The organism is Paraburkholderia translucens (assembly GCF_020881035.1).
In the GTDB taxonomy this organism is placed as follows: Bacteria; Pseudomonadota; Gammaproteobacteria; order Burkholderiales; family Burkholderiaceae; genus Paraburkholderia; species Paraburkholderia translucens.
Genome location: NZ_JAJITC010000016.1, coordinates 13,083 through 30,625 on the forward strand (window position 1 = coordinate 13,083; position 17,543 = coordinate 30,625).

At 64.8% G+C, this 17,543-nt stretch carries 16 protein-coding genes; 10 read left to right on the forward strand and 6 right to left on the reverse strand.

Annotated elements, in window-relative coordinates; genetic code table 11:
• The first annotated feature begins 9 nt into the window (after positions 1-9).
• The 3 genes from trpC to LJ655_RS24475 are packed head-to-tail and all read left to right on the forward strand — an operon-like array spanning position 10 to position 2,330.
• Entirely contained in the window at positions 10-795 is a 786-nt protein-coding gene (gene trpC / locus LJ655_RS24465; RefSeq protein ID WP_230563796.1) for an indole-3-glycerol phosphate synthase TrpC, read from the forward strand.
• Positions 796-848: 53 nt separating this feature from the next.
• A complete protein-coding gene (locus tag LJ655_RS24470; RefSeq protein WP_230563797.1) occupies positions 849-1,475 on the forward strand; it encodes a CYTH domain-containing protein in 627 nt (208 codons plus the stop codon).
• A gap of 33 nt (positions 1,476-1,508) precedes the next feature.
• The gene (locus LJ655_RS24475; protein ID WP_230563798.1) at positions 1,509-2,330 is read left to right on the forward strand and encodes a uracil-DNA glycosylase; all 822 of its coding nucleotides are present in this window, start codon (positions 1,509-1,511) and stop codon (positions 2,328-2,330) included.
• A 121-nt stretch (positions 2,331-2,451) separates the two neighbouring features.
• Here LJ655_RS24475 and LJ655_RS24480 read toward each other — a convergent pair whose 3' ends face one another.
• From LJ655_RS24480 to LJ655_RS24500, 5 genes are all read right to left on the reverse strand, one after another.
• Positions 2,452-3,048, reverse strand: a complete 597-nt coding sequence (locus LJ655_RS24480) for an FMN-dependent NADH-azoreductase (RefSeq protein WP_230563799.1) — start codon at positions 3,046-3,048, stop codon at positions 2,452-2,454.
• A 191-nt stretch (positions 3,049-3,239) separates the two neighbouring features.
• Positions 3,240-5,030 (reverse strand): M61 family metallopeptidase, encoded by a 1,791-nt coding sequence (locus LJ655_RS24485; RefSeq protein ID WP_230563800.1) that lies wholly within the window; start codon positions 5,028-5,030, stop codon positions 3,240-3,242.
• A gap of 146 nt (positions 5,031-5,176) precedes the next feature.
• Positions 5,177-5,902, reverse strand: a complete 726-nt coding sequence (locus tag LJ655_RS24490) for a DsbC family protein (protein WP_230563801.1) — start codon at positions 5,900-5,902, stop codon at positions 5,177-5,179.
• Positions 5,903-6,098: 196 nt separating this feature from the next.
• Positions 6,099-7,271 (reverse strand): UbiH/UbiF family hydroxylase, encoded by a 1,173-nt coding sequence (locus LJ655_RS24495; protein ID WP_230563802.1) that lies wholly within the window; start codon positions 7,269-7,271, stop codon positions 6,099-6,101.
• An 85-nt stretch (positions 7,272-7,356) separates the two neighbouring features.
• Positions 7,357-7,725, reverse strand: a complete 369-nt coding sequence (locus tag LJ655_RS24500) for a hypothetical protein (RefSeq protein ID WP_230563803.1) — start codon at positions 7,723-7,725, stop codon at positions 7,357-7,359.
• A gap of 270 nt (positions 7,726-7,995) precedes the next feature.
• On the opposite strand from LJ655_RS24500, the gene ychF reads away from it, so the two are divergent.
• The 7 genes from ychF (at position 7,996) to LJ655_RS24535 (ending at position 16,897) form a co-directional block, all read left to right on the forward strand.
• Positions 7,996-9,090 carry a redox-regulated ATPase YchF gene (gene ychF / locus LJ655_RS24505; protein ID WP_230563804.1) on the forward strand — a complete coding sequence of 365 codons (1,095 nt, stop codon included), beginning with the start codon at positions 7,996-7,998 and terminating at the stop codon, positions 9,088-9,090.
• 305 nt (positions 9,091-9,395) lie between these two features.
• Complete coding sequence (gene ugpB, locus LJ655_RS24510; protein WP_230563805.1) at positions 9,396-10,721, forward strand: sn-glycerol-3-phosphate ABC transporter substrate-binding protein UgpB; 1,326 nt, start codon at positions 9,396-9,398, stop codon at positions 10,719-10,721.
• Positions 10,722-10,796: 75 nt separating this feature from the next.
• A complete protein-coding gene (ugpA, locus tag LJ655_RS24515; protein ID WP_230563806.1) occupies positions 10,797-11,681 on the forward strand; it encodes a sn-glycerol-3-phosphate ABC transporter permease UgpA in 885 nt (294 codons plus the stop codon).
• Positions 11,678-12,523, forward strand: a complete 846-nt coding sequence (gene ugpE / locus LJ655_RS24520) for a sn-glycerol-3-phosphate ABC transporter permease UgpE (RefSeq protein ID WP_230563807.1) — start codon at positions 11,678-11,680, stop codon at positions 12,521-12,523. Before ugpA ends, ugpE begins: the two co-directional genes overlap by 4 nt.
• 50 nt (positions 12,524-12,573) lie before the next feature.
• Positions 12,574-13,662, forward strand: a complete 1,089-nt coding sequence (locus tag LJ655_RS24525) for a sn-glycerol-3-phosphate import ATP-binding protein UgpC (RefSeq protein ID WP_230563808.1) — start codon at positions 12,574-12,576, stop codon at positions 13,660-13,662.
• Positions 13,663-13,898: 236 nt separating this feature from the next.
• Positions 13,899-15,563, forward strand: coding sequence for an energy-dependent translational throttle protein EttA (gene ettA / locus LJ655_RS24530; RefSeq protein WP_230563809.1), 1,665 nt, complete (start codon positions 13,899-13,901; stop codon positions 15,561-15,563).
• Between the two features lie 209 nt (positions 15,564-15,772).
• Entirely contained in the window at positions 15,773-16,897 is a 1,125-nt protein-coding gene (locus LJ655_RS24535; RefSeq protein ID WP_230563810.1) for a DUF748 domain-containing protein, read from the forward strand.
• Positions 16,898-16,905: 8 nt separating this feature from the next.
• Here the strand turns inward: LJ655_RS24535 and LJ655_RS24540 are convergent, their stop codons facing one another.
• Positions 16,906-17,529 (reverse strand): HAD family hydrolase, encoded by a 624-nt coding sequence (locus tag LJ655_RS24540; RefSeq protein WP_230563811.1) that lies wholly within the window; start codon positions 17,527-17,529, stop codon positions 16,906-16,908.
• Positions 17,530-17,543: the final 14 nt, after the last annotated feature.

A 17,543-nucleotide genomic window follows, 5' to 3' on the forward strand; every position in this document is an offset into this window, starting at 1 on the left:
GAGACATTTATGAGCGACATCCTCGACCGCATCATCGCGGTCAAACGCGAAGAAGTCCGGGCGGCCGAAGAAAGCGTGCCGCTCGAAGAACTGCGGCTCGAAGCGTCGTCGCGCGACATCCGCGACTTCGTCGGCGCGCTGCGCGCCAGGCACGCGGCGGGTCTCGCCGCGGTGATCTCCGAGGTGAAGAAGGCGAGCCCGTCGAAGGGCGTGCTGCGCGAACACTTCGTGCCCGCCGACATCGCGCGTTCGTACGAAAAGCACGGCGCGGCATGTCTGTCCGTGCTGACCGACGTGCAGTTCTTCCAGGGCAGCGTCGCGTATCTGCAGCAAGCGCGCGCCGCGTGCCAGTTGCCGGTGCTGCGCAAGGACTTCATCGTCGATCCGTATCAGGTCGTCGAAGCCCGCGCGATGGGCGCCGACGCGATCCTGCTGATCGCCGCCGCGCTCGCAACCCCGGAGATGCAGGAGCTCGAAGCGCTCGCGCATTCGCTCGGTCTCGCCGTGCTCGTCGAAGTGCATGACAGCGACGAACTCGAGGAAGCGCTGACGCTGAAGACACCGCTAATCGGCATCAACAACCGCAACCTGCGCACGTTCGAAACCTCGCTCGACACAACGCTCGGCATGCTCGACGCGATTCCCGACGATCGCATCGTCGTGACCGAGTCAGGCATTCTGTCGCGCGACGACGTCGATCGCATGCGCGCGCGCAACGTGCATACGTTCCTCGTCGGCGAGGCGTTCATGCGCGCGGAAGAGCCCGGCGTGGAACTTGCGCGGATGTTTTTCTAGGCACCGAATCGGCGTGTCGAGGCAGATGAACACTTGCATCAAGGAAGCGCATTTTGGGCATTGAACGCGAAATCAAGCTGGCGCTGCCGGCGTCGCAGGTGCACGCGGCGACGCAATGGTTCGTCGCGCGCGCCGGCACGACCGGCCATGCGATCAAGCTCGTGAACATTTATTTCGATACGCCGCAGTTGACGCTGGCGTCGTCGAAGAGTGCGCTGCGTCTGCGGCAAACGCCGGACGGCTGGCTGCAGACGTTCAAGACGGTCGGCGTCGCGACGAACGGCTTGCATAGCCGGCACGAATGGGAAATGCCGGTCGCGGGCGCGAAGCTCGAAATCGAGACGATGCTGAGCGCTTGCGACGAACCGGCCGCCGCAGACGCTTTGAGACAGGCCGCGCCATCGCTGATCGCGCTGTTCCGCACGAATTTCACGCGCACGCTATGGCTGATCGAGAACGACGGCGCGCAGATCGAGGCCGCGATCGATCAGGGCGACGTGCTTGCCGACGTTGACGGCCAAGCGCGCCGCGCGCCGATCTCGGAGATCGAGCTGGAACTGAAGTCAGGCGACGAAGCGGCGCTTCGTGGGCTCGCCGCCGAGCTCGGCAAACGAATCGCGGGCCTGGCGCCGGATGACATCAGCAAGGCGCAGCGCGGGTATCGGTTGCGCGCGGGTTGAGCTAGCCCGCGTTTGCTGCGACACTTCCCCGCCATGACCTCCGCTTCCCGTACCCGCGCCAGTTCGCCGCAGACATCGTTGTTCGACGATGCCGCGCCAGTCTCCGCCGAGGCCCCGGCCGACACGACCGCCGCGCCGCCCACCCTCGAAGCCCAGTTCGCCGCGCTGCCCGCCGCATGGCGCGCGCATCTGAAACCATTCATCGATAGCGACACCTACGCGCCGTTGTGCCGCTTCGTCGACGGCGAACGGGCGGCCGGCAAAACCATTTATCCGGCCGACGTGTTCCGCGCGCTGCGCCTGACGAGCCCCGACGCAGTGAAAGTCGTGATCCTCGGCCAGGACCCGTACCACGGCGAAGACCGCGGCACGCCGCAGGCGCACGGCCTTGCGTTTTCGGTCGCGCCGCACGTGCGCCCGCCGCCGTCGCTGCGCAACATCTTCAAGGAAATCACCGGGAGTCTCGGTCACGAAACGCCGCAGCACGGCTGTCTGGACAGTTGGGCCAAACAGGGCGTGTTGCTGTTGAACACGGTGCTGACCGTCGAACGCGACAGCGCCGCGAGCCACGCGAAACGCGGCTGGGAGAAATGCACGGACACGCTGATCCACGAACTCGCGACGCGGCATCAGAACCTCGTATTCATGCTGTGGGGCGCGCATGCGCAGGCCAAGCGCGCGCTGCTCGGCGGCAAGTCGCACTGCGTGCTGGAGGCGCCGCATCCGTCGCCGTTGTCCGCGCATCGCGGCTTTCTCGGTTGCGGGCACTTCGCAAAGGCGAACGAATATCTGATACAGCACGGCCGGGAACCGATCGACTGGCGCCTGCCGGACGACGCTCGAATGCTCGCTTGAGCGAGCCGTCGAAAGTGTGAGATGTAAAGCGAATACGCCACGGATGGGAACCCATCCGTGGCGTATTCATTTGGTCCCTTGCGCTGCATCGGAGCAGCGCAATGCGGCAAGACGAACCCGCTTAAACCGCGGCGATCGCTTCGCGCGCTGCGCTCAGCGCGGCGTTCGCTGCGTCCGGGCCCATGTTCAGGCCTTCGGCGTAGATGAAGTTCACGTCGGTCATGCCGAGGAAGCCGAGGAAGCTCTTCAGGTACGGCGTTTGGCTATCGTTCGGCGTGCCGAGATACTTGCCGCCGCGCGCCGACACGACGTGGACCTTCTTGCCCGTCACGAGGCCTTCCGGGCCGTTCGCGGTGTAGCGGAACGTGATGCCCGCACGTGCGATGAAGTCGAAGTACGTCTTCAGTTGCGAGGAAACGCCGAAGTTGTACATCGGCGCCCCGATCACGATGACGTCAGCGGCTTGCAGTTCGGCGATCAGCGCTTCGCTGCGCGCGGCGATCGCGGCTTGTTCCGGGGTGCGCTGCTCGGCCGGCGTGAAGAACGCGCCGAGCACTTCGTCGTCGAGGTGCGGCAGGGGTTGGGCTTGCAGGTCACGGACGACGACTTGCGCGCCCGGATTCGACTGTTGCAGCTTTGCGGTCAGCTCATTGACGAGCAGCGTCGAGTTCGCGCCTTGCGAACGGGCTGCCGAGTTGATTTGCAGGATCGTGGTCATGTTTGACTCCAGTAGGGGCGCGCAGTGTCGCGCGAGTGGAGCCATTGTGTTTTTTTACCGGCCACTGAAAAAGCCATCCGGCAGCGACGGATTGTTGCATGCGTAGAACAATCCGCACCCCTCGGCCGCCCATTGGCGACAGGACGGACGACGATCGGTGGGCCGTCAAGTGCGGCCCACCACCGTTCCAATCAATTCGCCAGCCAGCGCTCGCGGGCCTTGCGCGCGGCGGACCGGTTATCGCTCACGGCGAGCTTGTAGCGCGTCACTTCGGGGCCGTCGAGCGTGACTTGCGCGACGCGCAGCTCGTCGCGGCGGAACGCGTGCACGTCGAGTTTCGCGCCCGGCTGATAGCGCGACAGCAAAGCATCGATATTCCCGCCGGTCACGCGCAGGCCGTCGAGCGCAATCAGCACGTCGCCGGCGGACAGGCCCGCCTTCTGCGCGGCGCTGCCCTCGTGCACCGTCGCGAGCGTGCAGTCCGCGCCGCCGCGCAGCCGCACGCCGAGCGACGGCTTGCCGTTTTTGTCGAGGTCCGGCGCGAGTGCCACGCCGAACGGCGCAAGCAGCGCGTCGAGCGGCAGATCGCGCGTGCCGCGCACGTCCTCGGCGAACAGTTCGGCCAGTTGCGCGCCGCTGGCTTCGGCGAAAATCGCCTCGATCTCGCTTTCGTCGACGCCGCTCGGCTTGCCGCGATAAAAGTCACGGCCGAAACGCTTCCACAGCAGACGCATCACGTCGTCGAGCGACTTACGGCTGCCGGTCTGCGCGCGGATCGTCAGATCGAAGGCGAGCGCGATCAGCGAGCCCTTCGTGTAATAGCTGACGATCGCGTTGGGCGCATTCTCGTCTTGCCGGTAGTACTTGACCCACGCGTCGAAGGAGCTTTCGGCGACGCTCTGCTTCAGACGCCCGCTGCCACGCTGCACGCCGCCGATCACCTTGCCGAGCAGGCCGAAATAGTCGTCCTGCGATATCACGCCGCTGCGCACGAGGATCAGGTCGTCGTAATACGACGTGAAGCCCTCGAACAGCCACAGCAGCGACGTATAGTTTTCGACGCTCAGGTCATACGGCGCGAATGCAGCCGGCTTGATGCGCTTCACGTTCCACGTGTGGAAATACTCGTGACTGCACAGACCGAGATAGGTCCGGTAACCCTCGCTCATCGCCTCGCGGCCCTGCACCGGGAGATCGGTGCGATTGCAGATCAGCGCGGTCGATGCCCGATGCTCGAGGCCACCGTAGCCGTCGGTGACAGCCTGCGTCATGAACACGTAGCGCTCGAACGGCGCCTTCTTCGAGGTCGGCTCGAACAGCGCGATCTGCGCCTCGCAGATGCGCTTCAAGTCCTTGCACAGCCGCTCCATGTCGAGCCCGATCACGCGACCGCTGATCACGACGTCGTGCGGCACGCCGTGCGCCTCGAACGTCGCGAGCGCGAATTCGCCGAGCGTCACCGGATGGTCGATCAGCTCGTCGTAGTTCTGCGCGCGGTACTCGCCGAAGCCGTAGCGCCTCGTGCCGCGCGCCTCCGGCAGTGCGGTCGCGACGCGCCAGCCGCGATACGCGGCGCCCTGCGGCTTCTGGATATCGACCACGCACTGCGCGTCTTCGTGACCGAGCGGCGACAGGAACACGCTCGTGCCGTTGAAAAAGCCGATCGTGTCGTCAAGATGCGCGGCGCGCACCGACAGGTCCCATGCGTAGACCTGGTAGCGCAGCGTCAGCGCTCCCTTGACCGGCGCGGCCTGCCAGGTGTGCTTGTCGACCTTCTCGACGCGGACCTTGCGGCCCGCCGCGTTGACCGCGCGCAGCGTGACGATGTTACGCGCGAATTCGCGCACCATGTAGCTGCCCGGAATCCACACCGGCAGCATGAAACGCTGGCCGGCCGGATCGGGATCGGCGACGGTCACGGTGACTTCGAACAGGTGGGCGGCGGGGTTACTCGGAACGATGGTGTAGCGGATCGGCTTCATCGGCGGCGCGTGGGAGTGTCAGGAGAATGAGGCGGAGAAGTTCGAGGCTCGATGCGAAAGGAGGCGCTGCATGCGCCTCCTTTCCTTCGGGTGTCACATCGGTTGCGCGCCCGGCGGTGTGCATCGCGCCGGGCGCAGCGCGCCGTTCAGTGCACTGCCGACAGCTCCTTGTCGAGCCGGTCGGCCGGCACCGCGCCGGGCAGGCGGCGGCCGTCGGCGAGGAATACCGTGGGCGTGCCCTCGACGTTCATCGAACGGCCCAGCGCGAGATTCTTGTCGATCGCGGCGGTGTCGCAGGTGGCGGCTGCGCTCGGCGCCTGATGGTCCTGCATCCACGATTCCCACGCCTTCGCGCGATCGGCCGAGCACCAGATCGACTTCGACTTCGCGGTCGAATCCGGCGACAGCACCGGATACAGGAACGTGTAGACCGTCACGTTGTCGATCGACAGCAGCGTTTTTTCGAGCTGCTTGCAGTACGGACAGTTCGGGTCGGAGAACACCGCGATCTTGCGCGAGCCGTCGCCGCGCACAACCTTCACCGCGTTGCCGAACGGCAGGCTCGCAAAATCGATGCGGTTGGTTTCCGACAGGCGTGCGTCGGTCAGATTCTTGCGTGTCTTCGCGTCGACCAGGTCGCCGAGCATCAGGTAGTCGCCGTTGGCATCGCTGTAGATGATCTGCGTGCCGAGATTCACTTCGTACAGGCCCGCGATTGGCGTCTTCGACACGCTCTTGATCGTTACGTCCGAAAGGCGCGTTTGCAGCGTGGCTTTGAGCTTGTCGGTGGCCTGGTCGGCTTGCGCCGAGCAGCCGAGCGTAGCGGCGGCGATCGCGAGCGCGGCGGCGGCGATGCGGAAAGTCTTTTTCATGCTGGAGTCCTGGGTTCAGTCGCGCATCGTGCGCATTGTTTCACGCTCCGGCCGCGCGTTTCGGCCACCTATTGGGTTGATCGAAGTCGATCGGAGTCCGATAGGGGTCGGATCGCAGCGCGTCGCTCCGCTCATGATACCTGTCCAGCACGCCGGTGACCCGCCATCGGCTATCCGCGCGGCGCCTCGTCGTCGCTCATCCCAGCGCGGCCGACACGAGCCAGCGCTTGATGAACGGCTGCGCGCCGACAAAGGCCATGCCGGTATTGCGCACGGCGCGCGCAAGCGGACCGGGCACCGAGAAGAGTTTCTGCAGGCCGTCGGTCGCGATCATCAGCGCGCGAATGTCTTCGCGGCGTGCGCGTTCGTAGCGACGCAGCAGCACCATGTCGCCGACATCGCGAAACGACTCCTTGCCGCCGATCGTGCTCGCGAGCGCGGCGACGTCGCGCAAGCCGAGGTTCATGCCCTGCCCCGCAAGCGGGTGAATCAGATGCGCGGCATCGCCGACCAGCGCGACACGCGACGCAACGAGCCGGTCCACGGTCTGTAGCGCGAGCGGGAAGCCCTGCGCGGGCGTGACGCACTCGAGCGCGCCGAACTGGCCGCCGCTCACGCGTTCGACTTCGGCGGCGAGCCGCTCGGGGTCGAGCGCAAGCAACTGCTCGGCGTGCTCGGTGCGCGCCGACCAGACCAGCGACACATGGCCGTCCGGCATCGGCAGCAATGCGATGATCTCGCCGTCGCGGAACCACTGATAAGCGGTTTCGCCGTGCGGCTTCGCCGCCTTGAAATTGGCCACCACACCGGTCTGCCTGTAATCGCGCCGCACCATCTTCGAGCCGATCTGCGCACGTACCCACGAATGCGCGCCGTCCGCACCGATCACCAGGTCCGCTTCGAGCACGCTGCCGTTCGCGAGGCCGACGCTTGCGCTGTCGGCGGAAAAATCGAGCGCCTGGGCGCGCGTATCGATCCACGTGAGGTTCGACTGGAAGCCCAGCGCGGCATCGAGCGCGCGCTCGATCACCGACGACTCGACGATCCACGCCAGCTGCGGTACCGACGCCTGAAACGCGGAAAAATGCAGCTCGGCGTGCGCATCGCCGTAGACGCGCATGTCGTAGACAGGGCCGAGCCGTGAGTGATCGAGCGCTTGCCAGACCCGCAGCCGTTCGAGCAAGGCCTGCGAGCTCGACGACAACGCATAGACCCGCGAGTCGAAGACGGCACCGGCAGGCAGCGCCGCACAACGCTGCGCGAGCAGCGCGACGCGCAGTCCGCCTTGCGTGAGCGCGAGCGCCGCCGTCTTGCCGACGAGCCCGCCGCCGATCACTGCGGCATCAAAGGTCTGGTGGTGTGCGTTCATGCGCGCATTATAGCCGCGGGGGGTGCTGGGGACGGATCGACCGGCGCGGCATTTGGGCCTGGCGGATGAGGCCCCGCGCGCCGTGCTAATGCCCCGCGGCGCGCGCCGCTAGCGCCGCGTTCGCCTCGCGCATGCGCATGAAATTGGGATCGGACGAGAGGATGCGCCACGCCGCCGCCTCGAGCTGCGCCTTGCGATCACGCTGGTCGCCGCGCACCGCGCAGTCGGGGAACACCCGGTCATAGACGCGCCACAACGAGTCATCGTCGTTCTTGTCCGCAAACCGGGCGATGTTGGCCAGGTCTTCTTGCGTGAGGTGGCTCGTCAGGCAATCGATCGTCTGACGGTCCGTGGTGGCCTGTGCTTCGTCGAAATTCGGCGCAACCCATGTCGCGACCACGCCCGCCACGATCGCAACGACGACGCCGATTCCGACCCATCTGATGACTCGCACGCTGTTCCCCCCGGATATTGAGCTCTGTCGGCTCTGAATGGACGATTCTACAGCGGCTTTACCCAAGTGCGCCGGCCAGTCCGCCCGGGCGAACGGGTTACAATTGCGCTTTCCGTGACAACTCGCACTCAATCGCCGAGCCAACGCCCCGATCCGGTGACTTGTCCGCTCCGCTGAGCCTGCTACACCACGCCCCACGCGACGGTTTTCCGAATCCGCGCGCAGCGTCGAGCTGCATCACGCAACCTACTGATTCACTGAAGGATTTCCATGAGCCTCCAATGCGGCATCGTCGGCCTGCCTAACGTCGGCAAGTCCACCCTGTTCAACGCACTGACCAAGGCGGGCATCGCCGCCGAGAACTACCCGTTCTGCACGATCGAGCCGAACGTCGGCATCGTCGAAGTGCCGGACCCTCGACTGAAGGCGCTTGCCGAAATCGTCAAGCCGGAGCGCATCCTGCCGGCCGTCGTCGAGTTCGTCGACATCGCGGGTCTGGTCGCCGGCGCGAGCAAGGGCGAAGGCCTCGGCAACCAGTTTCTCGCGAACATCCGCGAAACCGACGCGATCACGCACGTCGTGCGCTGCTTCGAGGACGACAACGTGATTCACGTCGCGAACAGGATCGATCCGCTGTCGGACATCGAAGTAATCAATACTGAACTCGCGCTCGCCGACCTCGGCACCGTCGAGAAAGCGCTCGCGCGCTATACCAAGGCGGCCAAGTCGGGCAACGACAAGGAGGCCGTGAAGAATGTGGCGGTGCTGGAGAAGGTCCGCGCGCAACTCGACCAGGCGAAGCCGGTCCGCGCGCTCGAACTGACCGACGAAGAGAAAGCCACGCTCAAGCCGTTCTGCCTGATCACCGCGAAGCCGACCATGTACGTCGCCAACGTGAAGGAAGACGGCTTCGAGAACAACCCGCACCTCGATGCCGTTACGAAGTTCGCGGCCGCGGAAGGCGCGCCGGTCGTGGCCGTGTGCGCGGCGGTCGAAGCGGAAATTGCCGATCTCGACGAAGCCGACATGGAAGTATTCCTCGAAGACATGGGCATGCACGAGCCGGGCCTGAACCGCGTGATCCGCGCGGGCTTCAAGCTGCTCGGCCTGCAGACCTACTTCACGGCCGGCGTGAAGGAAGTGCGCGCGTGGACGATCCACATCGGCGACACCGCGCCGAAGGCAGCCGGCGCGATCCACACCGACTTCGAGCGCGGCTTCATCCGCGCGCAGACGATCAGCTTCGACGACTACATCACCTACAAGGGCGAGCAAGGTGCGAAGGAAGCCGGCAAGATGCGTGCGGAAGGCAAGGAATACGTCGTGCACGATGGCGACGTGATGAACTTCCTGTTCAACGTCTAAGCGCTAAGCACCGCAACCTGCGCTGCGCAAGAAGGCCCGCAAACGCTCAGGCGTTGCGGGCCTGTTCATTTGCGCGCCATGCCTGACGCAACGCATCGAAACAACGAGCGTTGATGTGTATCGCGCACGATCTTCCCTGATCCCTCCCGTTTCTTTCCTTTCCCTGACAGGCGATGCTAAATTGCGGCTTCCGGCGCGCCGCCACCCATGGTGCGCGCCGCCCGGCCACCGACGCCGGAATGTCATCGAACACAACTAGAATCGCGCGATTCGCGTCCGCACCCTTCCGAACCGGAGACAAATCGATGAATTACAAGCCGCTGTTCCGTTCACTGTCCGTCGCCGCCGCATTGAGCATCGGCGTCAGCCAGGCGGCTCACGCCGCGACCGAAATTCAGTTCTGGCATGCAATGGAAGCCGCACTGGGTGAACGTCTGAACGACATCGCGAACGACTTCAACAAATCGCAAAGCGACTACACGATCGTGCCGGTCTTCAAGGGCACCTACGACCAAACCCTCGCCGCCGGCATCGCCGCGTATCGCAGCGGCAACGCGCCGGCCATCCTTCAGGTCTATGAAGTCGGCACCGCGACGATGATGCAGGCGAAGAAAGCCATCGTCCCGGTCACGCAGGTCTTCAAGGACGCGGGCGTGCCGCTCGATCAGAAGGCCTTCGTGCCGACCATCGCGAGCTATTACAGCGACTCGAAAACCGGTGAACTGATCTCGATGCCGTTCAACAGCTCGACGCCGGTGCTGTACTACAACAGGGATGCGTTCAAGAAGGCTGGCCTCGATCCGAATCAGCCGCCGAAGACCTGGGCCGAACTGCACGCCGACGCGCAGAAGCTGAAGGCCTCGGGCATGTCGTGCGGCTACTCGTCGGGCTGGCAAAGCTGGATTCAGCTCGAGAACTACAGCGCGTGGCATGCCGCGCCGTTCGCGTCGCATAACAACGGCTTCGACGGCATGGACGCGCAGCTCGAATTCAACAAGCCGCTGCAGGTCGCGCACATCCAGTTCCTGCAAAACATGCAGAAGGACGGCACGTTCACCTATGTCGGCCGCAAGGACGAACCAATCTCGAAGTTCTATAGCGGCGACTGCGGCATCATCACGAACTCGTCGGGCTCGCTTGCGACGATCAAGAAATACGCGAAGTTCAACTTCGGCACCGGCATGATGCCGTACGACGACAGCGTGAAGGGTGCGCCGCAAAACGCGATCATCGGGGGGGCGAGCCTGTGGGTGTTGTCGGGCAAGGACCCGGCCGTCTACAAGGGCGTCGCGAAGTTCCTCGCCTATCTGGCTACGCCGCCGGTCGCCGCGAAGTGGCATCAGGACACCGGCTATCTGCCGATCACGACCGCCGCGTATGACCTGACGCGCCAGCAAGGCTTCTACGAGAAGAACCCGGGCAGCGACACCGCGATCCGTCAGATGATGAACAAGCCGCCCCTGCCGTACACGAAGGGCCTGCGTCTGGGCAACATGCCGCAGATCCGCACCGTGATCGACGAGGAGCTCGAGCAGGTCTGGGCCGACAAGAAGACGCCGCAACAGGCGCTCGACTCGTCCGTCGCGCGCGGCGACGATCTGCTGCGCCGTTTCGAAAAGGCCGCTAACTAAGCATCGTCTGCTGGCGGAGTTCCGGCGCTCTTGCGCTGGAACCCGATGTCGTCGCAACACACCCCGAGAATCCCGATGGAAAAGCGCTCCTACTTCGGCACCAGCACGCTGCCCTACCTGCTCGTCGCGCCGCAGTTGCTGATCACGCTGCTGTTCTTCCTGTGGCCGGCCGGAGAGGCGCTCTGGCAGTCGACGCAAAGCCAGGACGCGTTCGGCACGTCGAGCCAGTTCGTCGGACTGGCGAACTTCAAACAGCTCTTCGCCGACCCGCTATATCTGGCGTCGTTCAACACGACGCTCGTGTTCTGCGCGCTCGTCACCGTCTCGGGCCTCGTGATCTCGCTGCTCCTCGCGGTCTGCGCGGATCGCGTGACGCGCGGCAAGAAGGCCTATCAAACGCTGCTGATCTGGCCGTACGCGGTCGCGCCCGCGATCGCCGCCGTGCTGTGGTCGTTCCTGTTCAACCCGAGCATCGGGCTCGTCACGTATGCGCTCGCGAAATACGGCATCGTCTGGAATCACGCGCTGAATCCGGGTCAGGCGATGTTCCTCGTCGTGCTCGCGTCGGTCTGGCAGCAGATCAGCTACAACTTCCTGTTCTTCTACGCGGGCCTGCAGGCGATTCCGCGCTCGCTGATCGAAGCGGCGGCGATCGACGGTGCCGGTCCGGTGCGCCGCTTCTTCGGCATCGCCTTGCCGCTGCTCTCGCCGACCACGTTTTTCCTGCTGGTGATCAACATCACCTACGCGTTCTTCGACACCTTCCCGGTGATCGACGCCGCGACCGGCGGCGGCCCCGGCCAGGCCACCCGCACGCTGATCTACAAGATCTTCGCCGAAGGCTTCCAGGGGCTCGACATCGGCAGTTCGGGCGCGCAGTCGGTCGTGCTGATGATCATCGTCGTGGCGCTGACCGTCGTGCAATTCCGCTTCATCGAACGCAGGGTTCAATACGCATGATCGAGAACCGACGCGGTTTCGACCTCTTCTGTCACGCGGTGCTGATCGTCGGCGTCGCGCTGGTGGTGTTCCCGGTGTACGTCGCATTCTGTGCGGCGACGATGAGCGAGCACGAAGTGTTCACGGTGCCGCTGTCGCTCGTGCCGGGCACGCATCTGTTCGAGAACATCGCCACGATCTGGACGCACGGCACCGGCAACGCGGCGGCGCCGTTCAATCGCATGCTGTTCAACAGCCTCGTGATGGCGCTCGTGATCGCGATCGGCAAGATCGCCGTGTCGATGATCTCCGCCTATGCGATCGTCTACTTCCGCTTTCCGTTTCGCACGTTCGCGTTCTGGCTGATTTTCGTCACGCTGATGCTGCCGGTCGAAGTGCGCATTTTCCCGACCGTGCAGGTGGTGTCGTCGATGCATCTGAGCAATACGTACACCGGCTTGACGCTGCCGCTGATCGCGTCGGCGACCGCGACGTTCCTGTTCCGCCAGTTCTTCAAGACGCTGCCGGACGAACTGATGGAAGCCGCGCGCATCGACGGTGCGGGCGCGCTGCGCTTCTTCTGGGACGTCGTGCTGCCGCTGTCGCGCACCACCATGGCGGCGCTCTTCGTGATCACGTTCATCTACGGCTGGAACCAGTATCTGTGGCCGATCCTGATCACGAGCCAGCAGTCGCTCACCACCGCGGTAATCGGCATCAGGGGGATGATCGCCTCGGGCGACACCGCGACCGAATGGCATCTGGTGATGACGGCCACGCTGCTCGCGATGCTGCCGCCGCTGGTGGTCGTGCTGGCGATGCAGCGCTGGTTCGTGCGCGGCCTCGTCGATTCGGAAAAATGATCGGGTATGGCGAACTGCGACAAGCACTCAAAAGCAAAGGCAAAAACAGTATGGCTGCACTGACCCTGCAAGGTGTCAAGAAAACTTACGACGGCAAACAGTTCGTGTTGCACGGCATCGACGTCGACGTCGCCGACGGCGAATTCGTCGTGATGGTCGGCCCGTCCGGCTGTGGCAAATCGACGTTGCTGCGGATGGTCGCCGGGCTCGAACGCATCGCCGATGGCAGCATTTCGATCGCGGGGAAGGTCGTCAACGAGCTGGAGCCGAAGGATCGCAACATAGCGATGGTGTTCCAGAACTACGCGCTGTATCCGCATATGAGCGTGGCCGAGAACATGGGCTACGCATTGAAGATCGCGGGCGTCGACCGAGCGCAGATCGCGAAGCGCGTGGAAGCCGCCGCGCAGATTCTCGAACTCGGCGCGCTGCTGCAGCGCAAGCCGCGCGAGCTGTCAGGCGGCCAGCGGCAGCGTGTCGCGATGGGCCGCGCGATCGTGCGCGAGCCGGCCGTGTTTCTGTTCGACGAGCCGCTATCGAATCTCGACGCCCGTCTGCGCGTGCAGATGCGCCTCGAAATCCAGCGTCTGCATGCGCGCCTGAAGACGACGAGCCTGTACGTGACGCACGATCAGATCGAAGCGATGACGCTGGCGCAACGCGTGATCGTCATGAACAAGGGCCATGCCGAGCAGATCGGCGCGCCGACCGAGGTCTACGAGCGGCCGGCCACGGTATTCGTCGCGAGCTTTATCGGCTCGCCGGGGATGAACCTGCTCGACGGTCGCGTGTCGGACGACGGCTCGACGTTCGACGTCGCCGGCAACGGCCCGAAGCTGCCGCTCGCGGGCGTGCCGTCGATCGGCCGCGAAGTCGCGACGGGCCGCGAATGGACGCTCGGCATCCGCCCCGAGCATCTGAGCCCGGGCACGGCCAACGCACCGAGCGCGACGCTGACCGTCGAATCCTGCGAAATTCTCGGCGCGGACAATCTCGCGCACGGCCGCTGGGGCAAGCACGACGTGACCGCGCGTCTGCCGCATGCGCATCGTCCGGCGGCGGGCGAGGTGCTGCAGGTCGCGCTGCCCGCGCAGCATCTGCACTTCTTCGATCCGGCGACGGGGCGTCGCGCCAACTGACATCTCCCGGAACGCCGTGACGGCGGACCGCCGCCGCAACTCCCCTGCCGCCCGGCCCGCGCCGCGAAGTACAATGCGAGCTGAACCACGCGCCGCGCGCGGCAGCGTCGTCCGAGTCCGACGCAGCGCCGGCCGGCGCCGGGTGTTCCGCCCGGCGCTCGCACCGATTACCCATCCACCCTCGGCTGCCCGCCCGCCCCCACGCGGCCGGCGTCGTCAACGTCTACTACAAGCAAATGGCCCAATACGTTTTCACCATGAACCGGGTCGGCAAGATCGTGCCGCCCAAGCGCCAGATCCTCAAAGACATCTCGCTGTCGTTCTTCCCCGGCGCGAAGATCGGCCTGCTCGGCCTGAACGGCTCGGGCAAGTCGACGCTGATTCGCATCATGGCCGGTGTGGACACGGAGATCGAAGGCGAAGCCACGCCGATGCCGAACCTGAACATCGGCTATCTGCCGCAGGAGCCCCAGCTCGATCCGCAGAAGACCGTGCGTGAAGCGGTCGAGGAAGGCCTCGGCGACGTCTTCAACGCGCAGAAGAAGCTCGACGAAATCTACGCCGCCTACGCCGAGCCGGACGCCGACTTCGACGCGCTCGCCGCCGAGCAGGCGAAGTACGAAGCAATCCTCGCGACCACCGACGGCAGCGCCGAGCAGCAGATCGAAATCGCCGCCGACGCGCTGCGTCTGCCGGCGTGGGACGCGAAGATCGAGCATCTGTCGGGCGGCGAAAAGCGCCGCGTGGCGCTGTGCAAGCTGCTGCTGCAAAAGCCCGACATGCTGCTGCTCGACGAGCCGACCAACCACCTCGACGCGGAATCGGTCGAATGGCTCGAGCAGTTCCTCACGCGCTTCCCGGGCACGGTGGTCGCCGTCACGCACGATCGCTACTTCCTCGATAACGCCGCCGAGTGGATTCTCGAACTCGACCGCGGCCACGGCATTCCATGGAAGGGCAACTACAGCAGCTGGCTCGACCAGAAGGAAGAGCGGCTGAAGCAGGAAGAAGCGTCGGAATCCGCGCGCCAGAAAGCAATCAGGAAGGAGCTCGAGTGGGTGCGCCAGAACCCGAAGGGCCGCCAGGCGAAGTCGAAGGCGCGTATCGCCCGCTTCGAGGAACTGAACAGCCAGGACTACCAGAAGCGCAACGAAACGCAGGAAATCTTCATTCCGGTCGGCGACCGCCTCGGCAATGAAGTGATCGAGTTCAGGAACGTCAGCAAGTCGTACGGCGACCGGCTGTTGCTCGATAACGTCAGCTTCAAGATTCCGGCGGGCGCGATCGTCGGCATCATCGGTCCGAACGGCGCCGGCAAGTCCACGCTGTTTCGCATGCTGACCGGCCGCGAGCAGCCCGATTCGGGCGAAATCGTGAAGGGCCCGACCGTCAAGCTCGCCTACGTGGACCAGAGCCGCGAAGCGCTCGATGGCACCAAGACCGTGTTCGAGGAAATCTCGGGCGGCGCGGACGTGCTGACGGTCGGCAAGTACGAAACGCCGTCGCGCGCGTATATCGGCCGCTTCAACTTCAAGGGCGGTGACCAGCAGAAGATCGTCGGCAATCTGTCAGGCGGCGAGCGCGGTCGTCTGCATCTGGCGAAGACGCTGATCGCGGGCGGTAACGTGCTGCTGCTCGACGAGCCGTCGAACGACCTCGACGTCGAAACGCTGCGTGCGCTCGAAGACGCGCTGCTCGAATTCGCGGGCTCGGTGCTCGTGATCTCCCACGATCGCTGGTTTCTCGACCGCATCGCGACGCACATCCTCGCGTTCGAGGGCGACTCGCAGGTCACCTTTTTCGACGGCAACTACCAGGAATACGAAGCAGACAAGCGCGCCCGCCTCGGCGAGGAAGGCGCGCGGCCGAAACGTCTGCGCTATAAGCCGATCTCGCGTTAAGCGGCGGGAACAATGGCTCGTCCGGCGCAATACCGGGCGGCCCGCGGGGCATGCGCGTTGCTAATTACCGGATAGTGGCAGCGCGCGTGAACGTCCCTCGCAGGCGACCGACGATCGACACAACGCCGCGCAACGCGAAGACGGCCTTGCATGGGACACGAATAAGCGCTGAAGCCATAACTCGGGGCGACCGTCGACAGGAGACAAGCATGGGGATGTCGAAGGGCAGGCGTTGGATCGTCGTCGTGGGCGGAACGCTATTGGCGCTGATTCTGATCGCGATCGGCGCGATGCAATTCGCGCAACAGGAAGTCAAGAATCGCGTGAGCGCGGCGCTCGGGCCGCTCGGCAGCGCCGACAGTATCGACGTCGGCCTCACCTCGGTTCACCTCACCCACGTCGTGCTGAAAGCGCCGCCCGGCTGGCCGGCAGGCGAACCGCTGCGTGCCGACGAAATCACGATCACCCCCGACGTGCGCGATCTGATCGCGCGGCACATGCATATTCGCGAGATCGTCGTGAGCGGCTTCGACATGGCCGTGCTGCGCACGAAGGACGGCTCGCTGAATCTGCTGCCGAACCTGCGCGAATCGTTGAATCGCGACGGTCAACCAGGCGGCAGCGGCACCGCGTCGCCGATACCGCGCGAAAAGCTGATCGACCATATCCGCTTCGAGCAGGGCAACTTCCACTTCTATGACATGACCGTCGGACCGCCGCCGTTCAGGGTGACGCTCAGCAACGCGAACGCGAGTGTCGACAATCTGCATCTGCCGTCGCTCGCGGAGCCCACCAACGTCAGCGTCCGTGGCTCGCTGAAGGGGCCGGCGCATACGGGTACGGTCATATTCGACGGCTGGATCAAAATCGCCAGCCGCGATTCACAGACGACAACCACGCTGCGCGGCGTCGATATCGCAATGCTCGATCCGTATCTGCTGAAAAAGGCCGGCACGCGAGCGCAGGTGTCGGGAGGTACCGTCGACCTGAGCATCGAATCGACGGTGCGCGACTATCATCTGCATGCGCCCGGCGCCGTGACGGTCCACAATCTCCGGCTCGCCGAAACGGACAATCCACTCGAAACGTTCATGTCGATTCCGACGCGCGCCGCCGTCGCGGCGCTGCGCACGCATAACGGCGACATCTCGTTGCATTTCGTCCTCGACGGCGATTTGCGCGATCCGAAGTTCTCGGTGCGCGAAGGGATCCTCGCGCGCATCGGCGAGGGGTTTGCAAAGGCGTTGGGTGTGAGCGTCGAAGGTGTCGCGAAGGGCGCGGGCGAGACCGTCAAGGGTCTCGGCAATGCGTTGAAGAATCTGTTTGGACAGTAGCGGTCAGTTCAAACCGGCAAGCCCAACGCGCGAAGGTGCGCTTGCGTCTGCGCTGCGCTCGTATGATGCACGCCGTGCCAGCCGAGCGCGGTCGCGGCCTCCGCGTTCTTCGCGTTGTCGTCGATGAAGACGAGTTCGGCCGGCTCGACGCCCGGCATTTGCAGTTCGATGCGCCGGCGCATTTCCGCGAAGATCGCGGGATCGGGCTTCACGAGCTTGACGCGCCCCGACACGACGATGTCGCGAAACCGCCGCAGCACCGGATAGTGCTCCCACGCATACGGGAAAGTCTCGGCCGACCAGTTGGTGAGGCCGAAGAGCGGCACGTCGGCCGCCTCGAGCCTTTCCATCAGCGCGACGCCGTCATCGAGCACGCCCGCCACCATCTCGTGCCAGCGCTCGTAGAACGCGCGGATCAGCGGTTCGTGATCGGGAAACCGGGCGATCAGCTCGTTGGTGGCTTCGACGATCGGCTGGCCGCCGTCCTGGCGGATCACCCAGTCCATCGAGCACACATGCGTGAGGAACCAGCGGCGCTCGGCTTCGTCGGGAATCAACTGGCGGTACAGGTACTCGGGACTCCAGTCGATCAGCACACCGCCGAAATCGAACACCACTGCCTTGATCGCCATACACGCTCCGCTTG